Origin of the sequence: Brevibacterium ihuae (assembly GCF_900184225.1) — a bacterium.
Classification (GTDB): Bacteria; Actinomycetota; Actinomycetes; order Actinomycetales; family Brevibacteriaceae; genus Brevibacterium; species Brevibacterium ihuae.
In genome coordinates this window covers 1,213,511-1,230,593 of the sequence record NZ_FXWZ01000003.1, presented here as the reverse complement: position 1 = coordinate 1,230,593, position 17,083 = coordinate 1,213,511, and the positions used below count along the sequence as shown (strand labels likewise).

The following is a 17,083-nucleotide window of genomic DNA, read 5'->3' as shown; positions in this document are numbered from 1 at the left end:
TGCCGGATCAGCCGCTTACGCAACCCCGGGCCAACCCCTCAGGCCAGCCCGGATCGACCCCCGCCTGGAGCGAACCCTCGCGCGACCGGGCCGATCCTTCACTTCATCCGGAGGGCGCGCAGGACGTCGAGGGCGCCGGTCATGACCTGCTGGAATCGCTCCGGGGTGAGTGATCCGCTCGGCGCGAGCGGGAGCAGCGCCTGGTGGGCGATCGTGCGGGTGCGGGTGAACTGGAGCAGCCCCTCCGGCCCGTGGCGGTGCCCCAGCCCGGAGGCCTTGACGCCGCCGGAGGGCGCATCGATCGAGCCCCACGCCGCGGCGAAGGCCTCGCCGACGTTGACCATCCCGGCATCGAGCCGCCGGGCCACGGCCGTTCCGCGGCGCTTCGAACCGGCGAACACGCTCGCGTTGAGACCGTACGGGGTGTCGTTCGCGGCGCGGACCGCCGCGTCCTCGTCGGCGAAGGGATGGACCGCGACGACGGGGCCGAAGGTCTCCTCGCGGGAGAGTGCCGCGGACTCCGGGACGTCGACGAGCACGGTCGGCTCGAAGAAGTACGGGCCGAGTTCCGGGCGGGCCCGGCCGCCGGCGAGGACCCGCGCGCCCCGGGCGGTCGCATCGTCGACGTGGTCCCGAACCCGGTCGAGCTGCCCGGCCGAGGTCAGGGTCCCGATCTCGCACGAGTAGTCGAACGCGGCCCCCATCGACAGGGCACGGGCCGCCTCCGCGAACCGCGTGCAGAACTCCTCGAACACCGGGCGGGCGACGTAGATCCGCTCGATCGAGAGGCACAGCTGGCCGCTCGAGCTGAACGCGCCGCGCACCGCACCGGCGACAGCGGCGTCGAGGTCCGCATCCGCGCACACGATCATCGGGTTCTTGCCCCCGAGCTCGAGGGCGGTGGGCAGCAGCCGCGATGCCGCCTCGGCGGCCACCGCGCGGCCGGCCCGGGTGGAGCCGGTGAAGGACAGCCCGTCGACCCCGTCGAGGAGCGGTGCGCTCACCGCCTCGACCTCGCCGGGAACGAGCTGCCACACGTCAGCGGGCAGTCCCGCGCTCACGGCGAGGCGGCGGACGAGAACGGCCGAGAGCGGGGTCCGCGAATCGGGCTTGTGGACGACCGCATTGCCCGCCGCGAGCGCCGCGAGCAGATCCGTCCCGCCGAGGGAGAGCGGATAGTTCCACGGACTGATGAACCCGACGACGCCGAGCGGGGAGTGGTCGACGCGCGTCGTGGTGAGGCCGGGGACCGCGCCCCGCCGCGGCTGCGGACGGAGCACCCGCGGCGCCGTCACCCCGTAGTAGCGGCACACGTTGTAGGCGTCGAGCACCTCGTCGTAGGCGTGCTGTCGGGACTTCCCGTTCTCCGCCTGGATGACGTCGAGGAGCAGCTCCTCGTGGGAGCGGATGAGGGTATGGAGCCGGAGCAGCACCGCGGCCCGCTCCCGCACGGGCCGGTTCGCCCAGGCGCGGGCGGCGATCGCGGCCGTGCGCACCTTGCGCTCGACGTCCGCGGCGGTGTTCGCGGCGAAGGATGCGAGGCGCTCCCCGGTGAAGGGGGCGTCGACCTCGATGGCGGGACCGGAACCCGCGGCATCGGCGAGCGGATCGGCGGCGAGGAACTCGCGGAGCCTCTCCGGCAGCGCGAGCAGCGCCCGGCTGGAGGCGTCGGAGCGCTCGGGACTATCGGCGGTGCGGAGGGCGGAGGATGCGGCAGTCATCCCGCGATTGTGTCAGATCACTCTGCTCGAGCCGGGTCGCCCGGGGCCTCCCTGCTCTAGACTTCCCCCATGGCCTACTCGTCAGTAATGAGAGCGATCGCCGGGGTGGACGGCCCCCTCGGGGTCATCGACCTCGCCGCCCTCGACCGCAACATCGCCGCTCTGCGCCGGCGCGCGGGCGGACTGCCGATCCGCGTCGCGAAGAAATCCGTGCGGGTCCCCGCCGTCCTCGACCGGGTCCTCGCCGCCGACGGCTGCCGCGGCCTCCTCGCCTTCTCCCTCCCGAAGGCGCTCGATCTCCACCGGCGCGGATTCCGCGACATCCTCGTCGCCTATCCGACGGTCCACCGCGGCGCCCTCCGCGCTCTCGCCACCGACGCCGACGCACTGTCCCACATCACCCTCGTCGTCGACTCGACCACCGGGGTCGACCTGGTCCTCGCCGCGCTCCGCGATCATGCTCCCGGCTCCCGCCCGCCCGTGCGCCTGTGCATCGAGGTCGATGCGTCCTTCCGCCCGGCCTCGCGCCTCACCCGCGGTCGCGTGCACTTGGGAGCGCGCCGCAGCCCGGTCCGGGGATCCGCCGAGGCGCTCGCCCTCGTCGAGCAGATCGCGTCCCGCCCGGGCTGCCGGCTCGTCGGCGTCCTGTCCTACGAGGGCCAGATCGCCGGGCTCGGCGACGCCGGTGCCGATCCCCGCGCCCTCGTCGTGCGGTCCGTGCGCCGCCTGTCCATCGCGGAGCTGGCCGAGCGCCGGACCCGCGTCATCGCCGATATCCGCGCCGCCGCCGACCTCGAGTTCGTCAACGGCGGCGGCACCGGCTCGCTCGAATCGAGCGTCGCCGAGGGCACCCTCACCGAGGTCGCCGCCGGCTCCGGGCTGCTCTCCCCCCACCTGTTCGACGGGTATCGGGGCTTCCGCCACGAGCCCGCGGCCTTCTTCGCCACCCCGGTGGTCCGCGTGCCCGCCCCCGGCTGGGTCACCGTGTACGGCGGCGGCTGGGTCGCCTCGGGCCCGCCCGGGACCGACCGGCTGCCGGTTCCCGTGTGGCCGCCCGGACTCCGGTACGCCCCGACGGAGGGCCCGGGCGAGGTGCAGACGCCGCTCCACGGGCCGGGGACCGCGGAGCTGGCGATCGGCGATCACGTGCTGTTCCGCCACGCGAAGGCGGGCGAGCTCGCCGAGCACCTCACGGAATACCATGTGGTGGACGACGGCACCGTCGTCGCGACGTGGCCGACGTATCGCGGATCGGGGTGGACGCACTGAAGCGCAGGGATCGGGGCCCGCAGGCCCGAGACGGACGAGGATCCGACGCGCGACGCCGAGGCCCGGGCCGGGCGTCCGGCCCGGGAGCCCGACGGCGGGTGAGCACGTGGTCGGGCACCGCGCACGCCCACCCGGTCGACCTCCTCACCCCCGCCGACGAGGCGGAGCTCGCGACCGGCATCGCCGCCTCCGTCGAGCAGGGGCGCCGCATCCGCGTCATCGGGGCCGGGCACTCGTTCTCCCCCGTGGCGCTCGGATCCGGAACGATGGTCTCGCTCGATGCGCTCTCCGGCGTCATCGCCGTCGATGCCGCACGGAAGCGGGTCCGGCTGCGCGCCGGCACCCGGCTGCGCGACGTTCCCGGCCTCCTCGCCCCCTACGGTCTCGCGCTCGCCAATCAGGGCGACGTCGACCCGCAGTCGCTCGCCGGGGCGATCTCGACCGGCACCCACGGCACCGGCCTCGGCCACACCGGGTTCGCCGGGATGGTCACCGGCCTCACCCTCCTCACCGCCGACGGGACCCAGCACGAGCTGTCCTCCGAGTCCGCGCCGGAGGTGTTCGATCTCGCTCGGCTCAGCGTCGGCGTACTCGGCGTCATCACCGAGGTCGAGCTCGCCTGCGTGCCGGCGTTCGACCTCGTCGCCCACGAGCGCTCCGAGTCCCTCGACGCACTCCTCGAGACCTTCGTCGACCGCTCCCGCACGGCCGACCACCTCGAGTTCTACGGGTTCCCCCACACCGATCGCGCGCTCGTCAAGACGAACGTCCGGGTCGCACCCGGGGCGGCGGCACCGGCCGGGATGCCCGCGGCTGGTCCCCGCGGTCGCCTCGCACGGCTCGTCAGCGAGGAGATCCTCGACAACGGGGGCCTGCGGGCGATCAGCGAGCTCGGCCACCGCATCCCGTCCCTCGTCCCGGCGCTCAACCGGCTCGCCGCCGCGGCGACCTCGAACCGCCTCTACCGGGCGCCCGCCCACGAGGTCTTCGTCTCACCGCGCCGCGTCCGCTTCACCGAGATGGAGTACGCGGTGCCGCTTGTCGCCGGACCCGAGGCGCTCGCCCGGATCCGCGCCCTCATCGAGCGCCGGCGGTGGCGGATCTCGTTCCCGATCGAGGTCCGCACGGCCGCCGCCGACGACGTCCCGCTGTCGACCGCGTACGGCCGGGAGTCGATGTACATCGCCTGCCACCGCTTCCACCGCGACCCGTTCGAGGACTGCTTCCGGCGCATCGAGGAGATCCTCCTCGAGCTCGGCGGGCGGCCGCACTGGGGCAAGCTCCGTACGCTCGAGGCCGCCGGGCTCTCTGAGCGGTACCCGCGGTTCGAGGACTTCCGGGAGCTGCGGGCCCGGCTCGATCCTGCGGCGGTCTTCGGCAGCGCCTACACCGACGCGCTCTTCGCCCCCGGACGCTGAAGCCCCCCCGACCCGGGAGGCACCTGCGCGGGAGGCGCTCGCATCCGCATGGGAGCACGCGCACCGGGAGTCAGGCGCCCGCACCGTGAGCGCGGCACTCGCGCCATCAACCAGGTGCTCGCACCGGGAGGCGCCCGTGCCAGGGCCGCGGCACGCGGGCCGGGAACGCCGCACGCGGGCCGGAAGCCCGGCTGGCAGTCGTCCCCGTCGCCCCCGATCAGTCGAGGAGTCGGTACTCGAGCACCGGTCGGCCGGCAGACCCGTAGCGCGGGCGCCGGTCGAGGCCGCCGGCATCGGTGAGCGCCTCGAGATAGCGCCGGGCGGTGACGCGGGAAACCCCGATCCGCTCGCCCACCTCGGCGGCCGACAGCGCGGAGCCGTCGGACAGCACCGCGGTGATCTGCTCCTGCACGGCCTCCGGGACGCCCTTCGGCGCGGCCACCGCCGGGGCGGCGCCGATCGCGGCGAGTGCGGCGTCGACCTCGTGCTGCGTCATCTCCGCGCCCGAGTCCTCGGCGACCAGCGTCGCCCGGTAGGCGAGATAGGCCTCGAGCTTGCTCTTGAAGACCGGGAAGGTGAAGGGCTTGATGATGTACTGGACGACGCCGAGCGAGAGCGCCTCCTGCACGACCTGGAGGTCGCGGGCGGCGGTGACCGCGACGACGTCGACGGGGATGTGCTTGCCGCGGATGGCGCGGAGCAGCTGCAGACCGTGGCCGTCGGGGAGGTTCATGTCGAGGAGCACGAGCGCGATCCGGGAGGGATCCATCCCGTAGATCTGGCCGCTGAGAGCGGCGAGCGCCTGCGTGGCGTTCCGGGCGATCCCGGCGACGTGGAAGCCGTCGAGCCGGGACACGTACTGGGCATGCGCCTTCGCCGCGACGCTCTCGTCCTCGACGACGAGCACCCCGACTCCATCGTCCTCGGTCCGGCCGTGCTGTGATCCCATGACGGCCCCAGTCTAGTCCGTGCCCGGCTTCCCGCCGGATCCGCGCGCCCACGCCGGCCGCGCAGCGGGATCCGGCCGCTCAGGCCCGGGGCTCAGCCGGCGCATCCGGCCCGGCGCCTCCCACAGTCGACCCAGCGCCTCCCGCATCCGGACCAGCGTCCCCCGCATCCGACCCGACGCCTTCCGCATCCGACCCGACGTCTCCCGCGGCCGGCCCGACGTCTCCCGCGGCCGGCCCGGCGGCGCGCTCGGCCGCGCCGGGCAGCCACACGTCGAAGGCGGCGCCCAGTGGATCGCCCTCGCAGTCCGGTCCGCCGCGCACGTCGATCGCTCCGCCCAGGCGCCGCACCGCCTGCACGACGAGGGACAGCCCGACGCCGCGCGAACCGCTCTCGGTGCGACCCGGACCGCTGTCGGATCCCACACCGTCGTGCTTGGTGGAGAACCCGCGCTCGAACACCTGGTCGACGGACTCCTCGGGGATGCCCGGGCCGTCGTCGGCGACCTCGATGGTGTATCCGCGCTCCTCGGTGCCGGCGATCCGCAGGTGGACGCGCCGCCGGTCCGCGGGCACGCTCGGCAGGGAGACGGCGTCGAAGGCGTTGTCGAGGAGGTTGCCGACCACGGTGACGAGATCCCGGTCGTCGGCGCTGAGCGCGCCGGCGAGGTCCGCGGTGTCGACGACGAGCTCGATCCCGTCCTCCTTCGCCTGGGCGAACTTGGTGAGCAGGAGGGCCGACAGCACCGGATGGTCGAACCCGCCGAGCAGGTTGTCCGCCGGGCGGTCCATCTGGTCGATCTCGCGGGTGGCGAACTCGAGCGCCTGATCGCTGTGCCCGATCTCGATGAGCGACACCATGGTGTGGAGCCGGTTGGCGTACTCGTGGGTCTGGGAGCGCAGGGACTCCGAGAAGGAGCGCACCGATACGAGCTCGCCGGCGAGCTCCTGGAGCTCGGTGTGATCGCGCATCGTCGTGACCCAGGTATCGGCGGACTGGGCGGTCGGCTGCTGGTTGACGACGAGCACGTGGTCGTCGGTGTAATGGATCTCGTCGCGCGCCCAGCGGCCCTCGGCGAGCAGCTCGCGCAGCGATCCTGGCAGGTCGAGGTCGGCGATCCGCACCGGCTCCCCCGCGGTGTCCGCGGGAAGCCCGAGGAGCTCGGCGGCCTCGGCGTTGTGGACGACGATGCCGTGGTTGCGGTCGATGAGGAGCAGCCCCTCGCTCACCGATTGGAGGACCGAGGCGTAGAAGTCGAGCATCTCGCCGAGCTCCTGGGTGCCGTAGTCGCCGGTCACCCGCTTGAGCCCGCGCGAGGCGAGCCACACGGCGACGGTGCCCATGAGGACGGTGAGCGCCCCCATGCCGATGATCCACCGGCCCTGGGGCCCGAAATCGCTCCGGATGGTGTCCGCGCGCAGGCCGGTCGCGACGACGGCGGCAACCTCGGCGTCCTCCGACCGCTCCGGGCCCGGGGGCTCGGAGCGGATCGGCGCGACCGCGTAGAGCGTTCCGCCCTCGTCGTCGTCGACGAACTGGACGACGGTGCGCCCGGCGAGCACCGCGTTCCCGTCGACGAGCGCGAGGACCTCGCCCACCGCGGGGTCGTCGGCGGCGGTCCCGGCGACCTCGCGCGGACCGGGCCCCGCGGTCGAGCCCGGGGCGTCGGCACGGATGGTCTCCCCCGCCTCGGTCCCGGTGGTGCCGATCTCGGCCCCGCGCAGCGCATCGGCGGAGAACACGGCGAGGCTGTCGAGTCCGTAGTCCGCCTGGACACCGGTGAGGAAGTCGGTGAGGTCCTCACGGCCGCGGGTGCCCTCGACCCAGCCCGGACCGGGACCGGGGGCCGCCTCCCCGTCCTCGACGACGAACGCCGAGCCGGCGAACAGCGCGTCGTGGATCGCCGGGGAGTCCGCGACGGATTCCGCCGAGGCCACGAGGAGATCCTGGAAGTGCTCGTTGTTCGACTGCGACAGCTGGATGTAGAGGATCGTCGTGGTGAGGAGGACGATGCCGAGGAACATCACGGTGATCGCGCGGAGGATCTGGCCGGCGACTCCGATCCGGAACCACGACAGCGGTCCCCTCCGACGCGCGCCGCGCCGATCCGGACGGCGCCGGTACAGGGGCAGCCGCTGCCGTGCGGAGGCATCGGACTGCTGCGGGGCGGCTTCGCCCGCGGGGGCGCTCCCGGGCGCCTCGCCGGAGCCGGACGCCGCGGCGTCCACGGTGGCCGCAGAGGCGTCGGGCGCCGAGGTGTCCGCAGGGCCGTCCGGACGCTCCGCTCCGACCCGCCCGTGCTCCTCGGCGGTGCCGCGTCATGGGGCCATTGTGCCGCAGGCGGGCGTCCCGCGGATGCGGGACGGTGCTCCCGAACCCGTTGATAGATACCCCTTAGGGGTATATAATACGGCCATGGACACGACACCGCCCGCGCCTCCCACCGATACCGGCGCCCCCGCACCCCCGCACGGGTACACCTCCGACAAGAAGGCCTACCTCGCGCGAATGAAGCGCATCGAGGGACAGGTGCGCGGCATCGGCCGGATGATCGAGGAGGACCAGTACTGCATCGACATCCTCACCCAGGTGTCCGCCGCCACCGCCGCCCTCCACGCGGTGTCGATCCGCCTGCTCGAGGAGCACATGCAGCACTGCGTGGTCACCGCCGCGCAGGAGTCCCCCGAGGCCGCCGAGCAGAAGATCGCCGAGGCCGCGGCCGCGATCGCCCGACTCATCAAGAGCTGACCCGGCCGCACCCGCGGCCCCGCGCGGTGCCGCCGAGCGCGGCACCGCACACCATCGAAGGAGCACAGGATGACCACCACGACATCGATCACCGTCACCGGGATGACCTGCGGGCACTGCGTCGCCGCCGTCAAGGAGGAGCTCGGAGCGCTCCCCGGCGTCACCGCCGTCGACGTCGACCTCGAGGCCGGCGGGAGCTCGCCGGTGACGATCACCTCCGAGCAGCCGCTCGATGCCGCCGCCGTGCACGCCGCAGTCGACGAGGCCGGCTACGAGGTCGAGTGACATGACCGCGTCCCGCTCCCCCCAGCCGCCCGCCCCGTCGGGCGCTCCGGGCGGCGACACCGCCGTCCGCGAGCTCGACCTCGACATCACCGGCATGACCTGCGCGTCGTGCTCGGCCCGGATCGAGAAGAAGCTCAACAGGCTCGACGGGGTGAGCGCGAGCGTCAACCTCCCGCTCAACTCGGCCCACGTCGAGGTCACCGGAGCGGCGAGCGACGAGCAGATCACCGATACGGTCTCGCGCGCCGGCTACTCCGCGACCGTCCGGGAGCCCTTCACCGGCACCGGGCCGGAGGTCGTCGACTACGGCACCGGCCGGCTCCGCCCCCGCCTCATCGGCTCCGCGATCCTCGGGATCCCCGTCGTCGCGATCTCCATGGTGATGAGCTGGCACTTCCCCGGCTGGCACTGGGTTGTCACGGCCCTGAGCCTGCCGGTCGTCACGTGGGGCGCCTGGCCGTTCCACCGCGCAGCCTTCAAGGCCGCGCGCGGCGGCTCGACGACGATGGACACCCTGGTGAGCATCGGCATCACCGTCGCGACCCTGTACTCGCTCGTCACCCTCGGGATCGCAGTGTCCCAGGGCCACATCCTCCACCTCCCGCACGACTTCCACATCTGGTTCGAGGCGGCGGTCGCGATCACCGTGTTCCTGCTCCTCGGCAGGCTCACCGAGGAGCGGGCCAAGGGGTCTGCGACCCGCGCCCTCCGTGAGCTGCTCAGCCTCGGTGCGCGCTCGGCCACCGTGCTGCGCGGCACCGGTGCGGACCGCACCGAGGTCGAGGTCCCCGTCGAGGAGCTCGCGATCGGCGATGTGTTCCGGGTCCGCCCGGGCGAGAAGATCGCCACCGACGGGGTCGTCGTCGCCGGCCACACGGCTGTCGACGAATCGATGCTCAGCGGCGAGAGCGTGCCGGTCGAGGTCGCCGAGGGCGATCCGGTCACCGGCGCCACCGTCAACACCTCGGGCTCGATCGAGGTGCGCGCCACCCGGGTGGGCGCGGAGACGACGCTCGCCGCGATGGCCGACCTCGTCACCCGCGCGCAGACCGGCAAGCCGCCGGTGCAGCGCCTCGCCGACCGAGTGTCGGCCGTCTTCGTCCCCACGGTCATCGCCATCGCGGTGCTCACCCTGCTCGTCTGGGGTCTGCTCGTCGGCACCTGGACCGGGGGTCTCCACGCCGCGCTCACCGTCCTCATCATCGCGTGCCCGTGCGCCCTCGGCCTCGCCACGCCCACCGCCCTCGCGGTGTCCTCCGGACGCGGCTCGCAGCTCGGCATCCTCGTCTCCGGACCCGAGGTCATGGAGAGCACGCGGACCGTCGACACCATCGTGCTCGACAAGACCGGCACCGTGACCGAGGGCCGGATGGAGGTCGTCGGCCACGACCTCTCCGCGGAGCACCTCGCACTCGTCGGCGCCGCGGAGTCGCGCAGCGAGCACCCGATCGCCCAGGCGATCGCGCGCTCCGCGAGCGCTGCGGGCACCGCGCGCTCCGGTCTCGAGGTCCGCGACTTCGAGAACATCCCCGGCGGCGGCATCCGCGCCGTCGTCAACGGGCACGCTCTCCTCGTCGGTCGGCCCGGACTGCTCCGCGAGGCCGGGGTGCCCGGCGTCGCCGAGGAGTCGGACGGCGCCGCGGCCACGCTCGTCGCAGCCGCCGTCGCCGGCACCTACGTCGGCCGGGTCGAGGTCGCCGACACCGTCAAGACCTCGGCGCGCGACGCGATCGCCGAGCTCCGCGAGCTCGGCCTCGAACCGGTGCTCCTCACCGGCGACCATGCCGGAGCGGCGGAGGCGGTCGCCGCAGAGGTCGGCATCGAGCGCGTCCACGCCGACGTCCGCCCGGCCGACAAGGTCGCGGTCATCGAGGAGCTCCAGAGCGCGGGCCGCTCGGTGGCGATGGTCGGCGACGGCGTCAACGACGCCGCGGCGCTCGCCCGCGCCGACCTCGGGCTCGCGATGGGCAGCGGCACCGACGCAGCGATCGCCGCCTCGGACATCACGCTCGTATCGAGCGACCCGCAGCAGATCCCGCAGGCGGTCCGGCTCTCCCGCCGCACCCTCGCGATCATCAAGGGCAACCTGTTCTGGGCCTTCGCCTACAACACCGCGGCGATCCCGATCGCGGCGCTCGGTCTGCTGGATCCGATGATCGCCGGCGCGGCGATGGCGTTCAGCTCGGTGTTCGTCGTCCTCAACAGCCTGCGACTGCTCCGGTTCCGCTGATCCGCCCCGAAACAGCAATTTCGGAAGGTTCCTGGGAGCGGAACCTTCCGAAATCGCAATCTCACGTGCTGTCTCACGACTGATGAGAGCGCTGCGGTCCACAGCCGGACGAGCGGCCGCGGGTCACTTGAGGACGGGGAACTCCGTGCTCTCGTGCTGGGTGTCGTTGCGCCCGATCCAGTTGAGGAGGGCGGCGACCGCGGACACGACGACGAAGGTGACAGCGGCGTAGAGAACGGACAGGCCGAGAGCGGTGAGCGACTTCCACGCCTGGGTGAAGATCAGCGTCGACAGGAACACCACCATCGAGGCGATGAATCCGAAGATCAGCGCATGCTGGTAGGTCACGTCCTTCGTCGGCTCCTCCGCGGGAGGGCCGGAGTGCTGGGAAGCCTTCATCATGCCGCCCAGTCTACGCCTCGCGGCTGACCGAGCACTCAGGGTCGCGCGCCTCCGCGCCACCACCCACGCCCCACCCGCCGGGCTCCTTGAGTGCGCACGTTCCGCGGGGCACACTGTGATGGTGACGACGACGCCCGGTTTCCCGCGCCGCGCCCGGCGAGGCCGCGCGCACCGCGCGCTCGCCGTGCCCGCCCTCGTCGTCACCGGTGCGATCGCGCTCGCCGGATGCGGCCCGGACCCGGGTCTGCGGATCGAGAATCCGCAGGGCGTCCCCTCCTCCACCGCGCGCCCGCCCGCACCGGCCGGACCGGCGGACGAGCCGTTCTCCGCGGACGAGATCCGCGAGGCGCTCATCGCCGACGACACCGTGACGAACATGCCCGACGTCGAGCAGGTCGACGAGGTCCTCCTCGTGTGCACCGAGTGCATCGAGCTCGCCGCACCGGTCGTCGCCGACGGCCGGAAGTTCCAGGTCGCGATGGTGTCCACTCCCAGCGACGACCGGACGTTCGCAGGGGTCGTGGTGTCGCAGTTCGAGGGCCGTCCGCGCATCAACCTGATAGTTTCGGGCCATGATCTGACGCTCACCCCCGGGCGCGGAGGCACCCTGGTCGCCCAGGAGTCGATGTACCGCGAGGGAGATCAGGAGTGCTGCCCATCCGGCTGGTCGGTCCGGGTCTTCCGCTACCAGGACGGATCCTTCGAAGCCGGGCAGCGGATCACGCAGAACGACGGTGCATGAGGAACGAGGAGAAGAATGCATATCGTGCTGGTCGAGGATGACGAGGTCATCCGCGAGACCACCCAGATCTCCCTCGAGCGGTTCGGCTACACCGTCTCGGCGTTCGAGGACGGCCGCGACGGCTATGAGTTCGTCGCCGACCACGGCGCCGACGTCGTGCTCCTCGACCTCATGCTCCCGACGATGAACGGCGCGTCGATCTGCCGCGCGATCCGCGAGCGCTCGACGACGCCGATCATCATCATCTCCGCCCGCTCCGAGCCGATCGACATCGTCCAGGCCCTCGAGGCCGGGGCCGACGACTACCTGACGAAGCCCTTCGACATGCAGGTGCTCAACGCCCGCATCCGGGCCGTCGTGCGCCGCTTCATCACCGCCGGGACCGGACGCATGGGGTTCTCCCCCGACGAGGTCGACGCCGGCGCCGCGGAGCCGACCCTCGGGGCCTCCGGCATGATCGACACCGACGGGATCCCCGAGGTGCTCGGCCCCTCCCCCGGACTCGCCCCGCCGCGCGCCTCGGGAGCGCCCGCATCACCTCAGGCGGGCACCCCGGCCGGCTACCCCGCGCGGCCCGCGCAGCGTCCGAGCGCCGGCGCCCCCGCGCCCGGCGCGGCACCGGATCGGGCCGGATCGCCCGCCCGCGAGGAGCTCGGGCCGTACCGCACCCAGCTCGGTTCCCTCGTGCTCGACACCGGCCGCCTCACCGTGATGGTCGACGGCGCCGAGGTCCACCTCACCCCGACCGAGCTGCGAGTCCTGCTCCTCCTCACCGAGGAGCCCGGCCACGTGTACTCCCGCGAGAAGATCGCCTACACGGTCTGGGGGTACGAATGGGCCGGCGACTCCCGCGTCGTCGACGTCCACATCCAGCGCCTCCGGAAGAAGATCGGCGCCCGCATGATCGAGACCGTGCGCGGCTTCGGCTACCGGTTCGCCGGCTGACGGGGACCTGCCGTGTCACTCCGGTGGAAGATCGTCATCCTCATCGTCTCCTCGGTGATCATCGCGGTCCTCTCGTGCGGCGTCGTCGTGCGCCAGAGCGCGGCCGCCGCGGAGGACGACCGGATGCGGCAGAACATCAGCGCCCAGCTCTCCGACGCGATCTCGATCTACGCCGACACCGGGGTCCTCACCCTCAACACGAGCGTCGACGACCCCGACCTGCCCGCCGAGGCGCGCGAGGCCGCGCTCGCCGGACGGAGCGTGACGATCCGCGGGGTCGCCGACGGGGCCGAGGTGATCTGGGCCGCCGCACCGATCGAGGTCGGCTCGCACACCGCCGTGATCGCGGTGCGCACCACCACCGCGGAGTCCCAGCAGCTCCTCAATGCGATCGACCGGGCGATCCTGTTCGGCATGCTCGGCTCGGCGATCGTCATCGGCGGCATCGGCTCGCTCGTCGCCGGCCAGATCTCGCGCCGACTCACCCTGGGCGCCCAGGCCGCGCGGAAGATCGCCGCCGGTGACACGCAGATTCGGATCTCCGACGTCATCGACACCGGCGACGACGAGGTGGCGGCCTTCGCCGCTGCGGCCGACTCCGCCGTCCAGCGGCTCGCGGAGAAGCTCGACTCCGAGCAGCGCTTCACCTCCGACCTCGCCCACGAGATGCGCACCCCGCTCACCGGGCTCGTCAACGCCGCGAACCTCCTCGAGGAGCAGTCACGGCCGGCCGAGCTCGTGCGCGACCGGGTGGCCCGCCTCCAGGTGCTCGTCGAGGACCTCCTCGAGGTGTCCCGGCTCGACGCGGGACGCGCCACCCCGGACTTCACGACGATGTCGCTCGACTCCTCGATCCGCTCCCTCATCACGACGCTCGGCGCCTCCGGGGTCACCACCGGCCACGAGATCGAGGTCAACTACGCCTCCGAGGGGCGCACGGTGATCACCGATCAGCGCCGGTTCGAGCGCATCGTGTCCAACCTCATCGTCAACGCCACGAAGCACGGCGCGGACCCGATCATCGTCACGACGACGCCGCACGCCGTCATCGTCGAGGACCACGGACCCGGCTATCCAGCGGACATCATCGCCACCGGACCCACGCGCTTCGTGTCCGCCGGCGGCGGCGGGATGGGCCTCGGCCTCGTCATCGCCCAGGGGCAGGCGCGGCTGCTGGGGATGCGGATCGCGTTCAGCAACGGGCCGGCCGGCGGCGCACGGACCGAGGTCTTCCTGCCCGAGCACGACCCCCGGCCCGAGTCCCCGGCCGCACAGGCCTGAGTGCCGGCTGAGCCCGCGTGCTCCCAGCCGTACGCCGCGGTATCCCGTGATCTGCGCGCAATAACGCGTGGATGGGCAGATACCGCGCAGTACGGTGAGGCGGACCGCAGCCCCGGCGCTCCCGAGGTGCGGTGGTGCCCCGGCACTCGAGGTGGTCGAGGTGCGGAGGGCGGTGCCCCGGCGCCCGAGGTGGTCGAGGAGCAGCGGGGCGCGGTCTCAGTCCGCGGTTCTCGTGGCGCCCGAGGAAACTGACGTGCTCGAGGCGCCCGAGGTGTCCGCGGACCCCGCGGACCCTGCGGCACCCGTGTCGTCCGGATCCTCCGAGCCGTCGGTGTGGCCGCTCGCGGGGTCCGGCACGCCGGCGAGGTCGTCGAGCATCCGCGCGACCCGGATATAGCCGAGGTGCGAGTACGCCTGCGGGTGGTTCCCGAGGTGCGTCTCCGAGGCGGGATCGTACTCCTCGGGGAACAGCCCGGTGGGCCCCATGAGGTCGTCGAGGCGCCGGAACAGGTCGCGCGCGTCGTCGAGACGCCCGACGAGGATGAACGCCTCGATGAGCCAGGTCGTGCAGATGTGGAAGCCGCCCTCGAGCCCGGGCAGGCCGTCGTCGTAGTGGTAGCGGAACACCGTGGGGCCGACCCGCAGGTCCCGCTCGATCGCGTCGACGGTCGCGGCGAAGCGCGGATCGTCCGGGGCGAGCAGGCCGGACAGGCCGACGAACAGGCAGGCCGCGTCGAGGTCGTCCTCGCCGTAGGCCACGGTGTAGGCGCCGACCTCGGCGTTCCAGCCGCGGGTGATGACGTCGTCGGCGATGGTCTCGCGGAGCTGGCGCCAGGCCCCGGGCATGGTCCGCCCGAAGTGCTCGGCGATCTCGATCGCCCGGTCGACGGTCACCCAGCACATGACCTTGGTGTAGACGTTGTGCTTGGGCTCGCGGCGGGCCTCCCAGATGCCGTGGTCGGCCTCATGCCAGCGGCGCTCGACCGCGGTGACCATCTCGCAGGTGAGCCGCCAGTTCTCGTCCGACAGGTCCTCGAGGGTGAAGGCGAGATCGCGCAGGAGCTCGGTGACGGGTCCGAACACGTCGAGCTGGACCTGGTGCTCGGCGGCGTTGCCCACGCGCACCGGCCGCGAGCCGGCGTACCCGGGCAGGTGCTCGAGCACGGCCTCGGTGGTGAGCGCGGAGCCGTCGACCGCGTAGAGCGGGTGGAGCTGCTCGGGACCGGCGGCGTCGGCGAGGATGCCCGCGAGCCACGCGAGGAAGCCCTCCGCCTCGGCGGTCGAGCCGAGGTCGATGAGGGTGCGCACGGTCATCGACCCATCGCGCAGCCAGCAGTAGCGGTAGTCCCAGTTGCGGATGCCGCCGATCCCCTCGGGCAGCGACGAGGTGGCCGCGGCGAGGACGCCTCCGGTGGGCTCGTGGCACATCGCGCGGAGGGTGATCGCCGAGCGCGACACCTCCTCGCGCTTGAGCGCCGGGAGGTCGAGGCTGTTCACCCAGTTGCGCCAGTATCCCGTGGCCCGGCGCCGGATGAGCTCCTCCCCGCCGTCGAGGAGGTAGTCGGTGTCCTCGAAGTAGCCGCCGCACACGAGGGCGAGCACGACCTTCTCCTTGGGCCGGTCGCTCGGGCGCACCCGGGCCACCGCAGTGTCCGAGCCGTTCTCGGACACGATCTCGAACTCGACCCCGCGGGCGTGGAGCATGATCGGCTCGGAGGTGCCGAGCACCCGCACGCCGTCGCCCACGCGCTCGAGGCGGGTGGGGTAGGCGCCGAAGTCCGGGCGCGGGGCGAACCGGATCTCCGCCTCGGCGTCCCCGGTGAGGACGCGGACGAGCACGGTGTCCTGGCTGTCCTCGGGCACCGGGGCGAGGTAGTCGCGCGCGGTGAGTCCGGCCCACCGCGTCTCGACGAGCGTCGTGTGGTCCTGGTAGCGCTGGGTCAGCGGCTTGGCGCCGGTCGCGACGCCCACGGAGAAGTACCCCGCGGCGTCGGAACCGAGGATCTCGGAGAACATCGAGGCGGAGTGCGGCAACGGGTGCGGCATCCAGCAGATCCGGCCGGTCGGGTCGACGAGCGCGGTCGACTGCCCGTTGGCGAGCATCGTGTGACGCTCGATCGGCACCGCGTCCTTGCCGAACAGCCACGCGCGGCGGAGCTCGAAGATGCTCGTGAGGATGAGCGCGACGGTCTCCGGATCCGGCACCGCGAACCGCGCCGCGGTCTCGAGCGGCGCGAGGTCGGCGGCGGGCCCGCCGCCGGCGGGTGCGGCCGCGGCGACCTTGATCCCGAGGTCGCCCGAGCCGAGGGTGGCGAGCGCGAACTCGTCGGAGATGTCGTCGCCGATGTAGAGCACCGCCCCGGAATCGAGGCGCGCGCGGAGTTCGCGAAGGGCGTCCCCCTTCGAGGTGGTGACGACGCTGAGGTCGGCGACCTCCTTGCCCCGGACGAGGGTGATCTCCGGGTCGCGGGCGATCCGGCCGACCGCCGCCTCGGCCACGGCTCGCGCGTCGACGGGGAGGCCGCGCAGGTGGATCGCCGAACCGGTGGGCTTGGTCTCGACCTCGAGCTCCGGGAGCTCCGCGGACAGCTCGGCGACGGAACGCCGGAGGCGGCGGAGGGCGTCCCGTTCGGCGGCGGACAGCGCGTCGACGGCGTCGATGTCGGTCTCGGAACCGTGCGAGCCGACGAGGGTGACCTCACGGGGCAGGCGCGACATCGCCGCGAGGTCGCGCAGCGAGCGCCCGGAGATCACGGCGACGTCGGTCTCCGGAAGTGCGGCGAGCGCCCGCATGCTCACGAGCGAGATCGGCAGCGGGAAGGCGTGCGTGGGGCGATCGACGATCGGCGCGATCGTGCCGTCGTAGTCGGTGGCGACGAGGAGCCTCGGGGTGCGGGCGATGAGGCCGATCGCGGTGAAGAGGTCGGCGTCGAGGGTGCGCATCGCCTCGGCGAGGTCGCCGAGCGGTCCCGCGGTCGGTGCGGCGGGGTCCCAGGTGTCGAGTCCTGAGGTGATGACGGTCATGGGGCTCTTCTCACGTCGTGGATGGCAGGGCGCTGGGGTTCGGCGCCCGGTTCCGGGCGCGATGGGGAGG

13 protein-coding genes are annotated in these 17,083 nt (G+C 72.9%); 8 read left to right on the top strand and 5 right to left on the bottom strand.

Annotated features, from left to right (window positions below; genetic code table 11):
* Positions 1 to 98: 98 nt before the first annotated feature.
* Positions 99 to 1,721, bottom strand: a complete 1,623-nt coding sequence (locus tag C1A17_RS10825; protein WP_101652977.1) for a succinic semialdehyde dehydrogenase — start codon at positions 1,719 to 1,721, stop codon at positions 99 to 101.
* Positions 1,722 to 1,790: 69 nt separating this feature from the next.
* Here C1A17_RS10825 and C1A17_RS10820 point away from each other — a divergent pair, with 69 nt between their 5' ends.
* Positions 1,791 to 2,990 carry an alanine racemase gene (locus tag C1A17_RS10820; protein WP_101652976.1) on the top strand — a complete coding sequence of 400 codons (1,200 nt, stop codon included), beginning with the start codon at positions 1,791 to 1,793 and terminating at the stop codon, positions 2,988 to 2,990.
* Positions 2,991 to 3,088: 98 nt separating this feature from the next.
* Positions 3,089 to 4,408: a D-arabinono-1,4-lactone oxidase gene (locus C1A17_RS10815; protein ID WP_101652975.1), complete on the top strand. Its 1,320-nt coding sequence runs from the start codon at positions 3,089 to 3,091 to the stop codon at positions 4,406 to 4,408.
* 217 nt (positions 4,409 to 4,625) lie between these two features.
* On the opposite strand, the gene C1A17_RS10810 is transcribed toward C1A17_RS10815, so the two are convergent.
* Positions 4,626 to 5,357, bottom strand: coding sequence for a response regulator (locus C1A17_RS10810; RefSeq protein ID WP_101652974.1), 732 nt, complete (start codon positions 5,355 to 5,357; stop codon positions 4,626 to 4,628).
* Positions 5,358 to 5,436: 79 nt separating this feature from the next.
* A complete protein-coding gene (locus tag C1A17_RS10805) occupies positions 5,437 to 7,584 on the bottom strand; it encodes a sensor histidine kinase (protein WP_101652973.1) in 2,148 nt (715 codons plus the stop codon).
* A 187-nt stretch (positions 7,585 to 7,771) separates the two neighbouring features.
* On the opposite strand from C1A17_RS10805, the gene C1A17_RS10800 reads away from it, so the two are divergent.
* From C1A17_RS10800 to C1A17_RS10790, 3 genes are all read left to right on the top strand, one after another.
* Entirely contained in the window at positions 7,772 to 8,104 is a 333-nt protein-coding gene (locus C1A17_RS10800) for a metal-sensitive transcriptional regulator (RefSeq protein ID WP_101652972.1), read from the top strand.
* A gap of 69 nt (positions 8,105 to 8,173) precedes the next feature.
* Entirely contained in the window at positions 8,174 to 8,389 is a 216-nt protein-coding gene (locus tag C1A17_RS10795) for a heavy-metal-associated domain-containing protein (protein WP_101652971.1), read from the top strand.
* A 1-nt stretch (position 8,390) separates the two neighbouring features.
* Positions 8,391 to 10,619 carry a heavy metal translocating P-type ATPase gene (locus C1A17_RS10790; protein ID WP_101652970.1) on the top strand — a complete coding sequence of 743 codons (2,229 nt, stop codon included), beginning with the start codon at positions 8,391 to 8,393 and terminating at the stop codon, positions 10,617 to 10,619.
* 123 nt (positions 10,620 to 10,742) lie between these two features.
* Here C1A17_RS10790 and C1A17_RS10785 read toward each other — a convergent pair whose 3' ends face one another.
* On the bottom strand, positions 10,743 to 11,021 hold the full coding sequence (locus tag C1A17_RS10785) for a hypothetical protein (protein WP_101652969.1): 279 nt from the start codon (positions 11,019 to 11,021) through the stop codon (positions 10,743 to 10,745).
* A 121-nt stretch (positions 11,022 to 11,142) separates the two neighbouring features.
* On the opposite strand from C1A17_RS10785, the gene C1A17_RS10780 reads away from it, so the two are divergent.
* The 3 genes from C1A17_RS10780 to C1A17_RS10770 are packed head-to-tail and all read left to right on the top strand — an operon-like array spanning position 11,143 to position 13,989.
* On the top strand, positions 11,143 to 11,763 hold the full coding sequence (locus tag C1A17_RS10780; RefSeq protein ID WP_245873699.1) for a hypothetical protein: 621 nt from the start codon (positions 11,143 to 11,145) through the stop codon (positions 11,761 to 11,763).
* A gap of 15 nt (positions 11,764 to 11,778) precedes the next feature.
* Positions 11,779 to 12,708: a response regulator transcription factor gene (locus C1A17_RS10775; protein ID WP_101652968.1), complete on the top strand. Its 930-nt coding sequence runs from the start codon at positions 11,779 to 11,781 to the stop codon at positions 12,706 to 12,708.
* A gap of 12 nt (positions 12,709 to 12,720) precedes the next feature.
* The gene (locus C1A17_RS10770; protein ID WP_101652967.1) at positions 12,721 to 13,989 is read left to right on the top strand and encodes a sensor histidine kinase; all 1,269 of its coding nucleotides are present in this window, start codon (positions 12,721 to 12,723) and stop codon (positions 13,987 to 13,989) included.
* Positions 13,990 to 14,205: 216 nt separating this feature from the next.
* Here the strand turns inward: C1A17_RS10770 and otsB are convergent, their stop codons facing one another.
* Entirely contained in the window at positions 14,206 to 17,013 is a 2,808-nt protein-coding gene (otsB, locus tag C1A17_RS10765; RefSeq protein WP_101652966.1) for a trehalose-phosphatase, read from the bottom strand.
* Positions 17,014 to 17,083 lie beyond the last annotated feature (70 nt).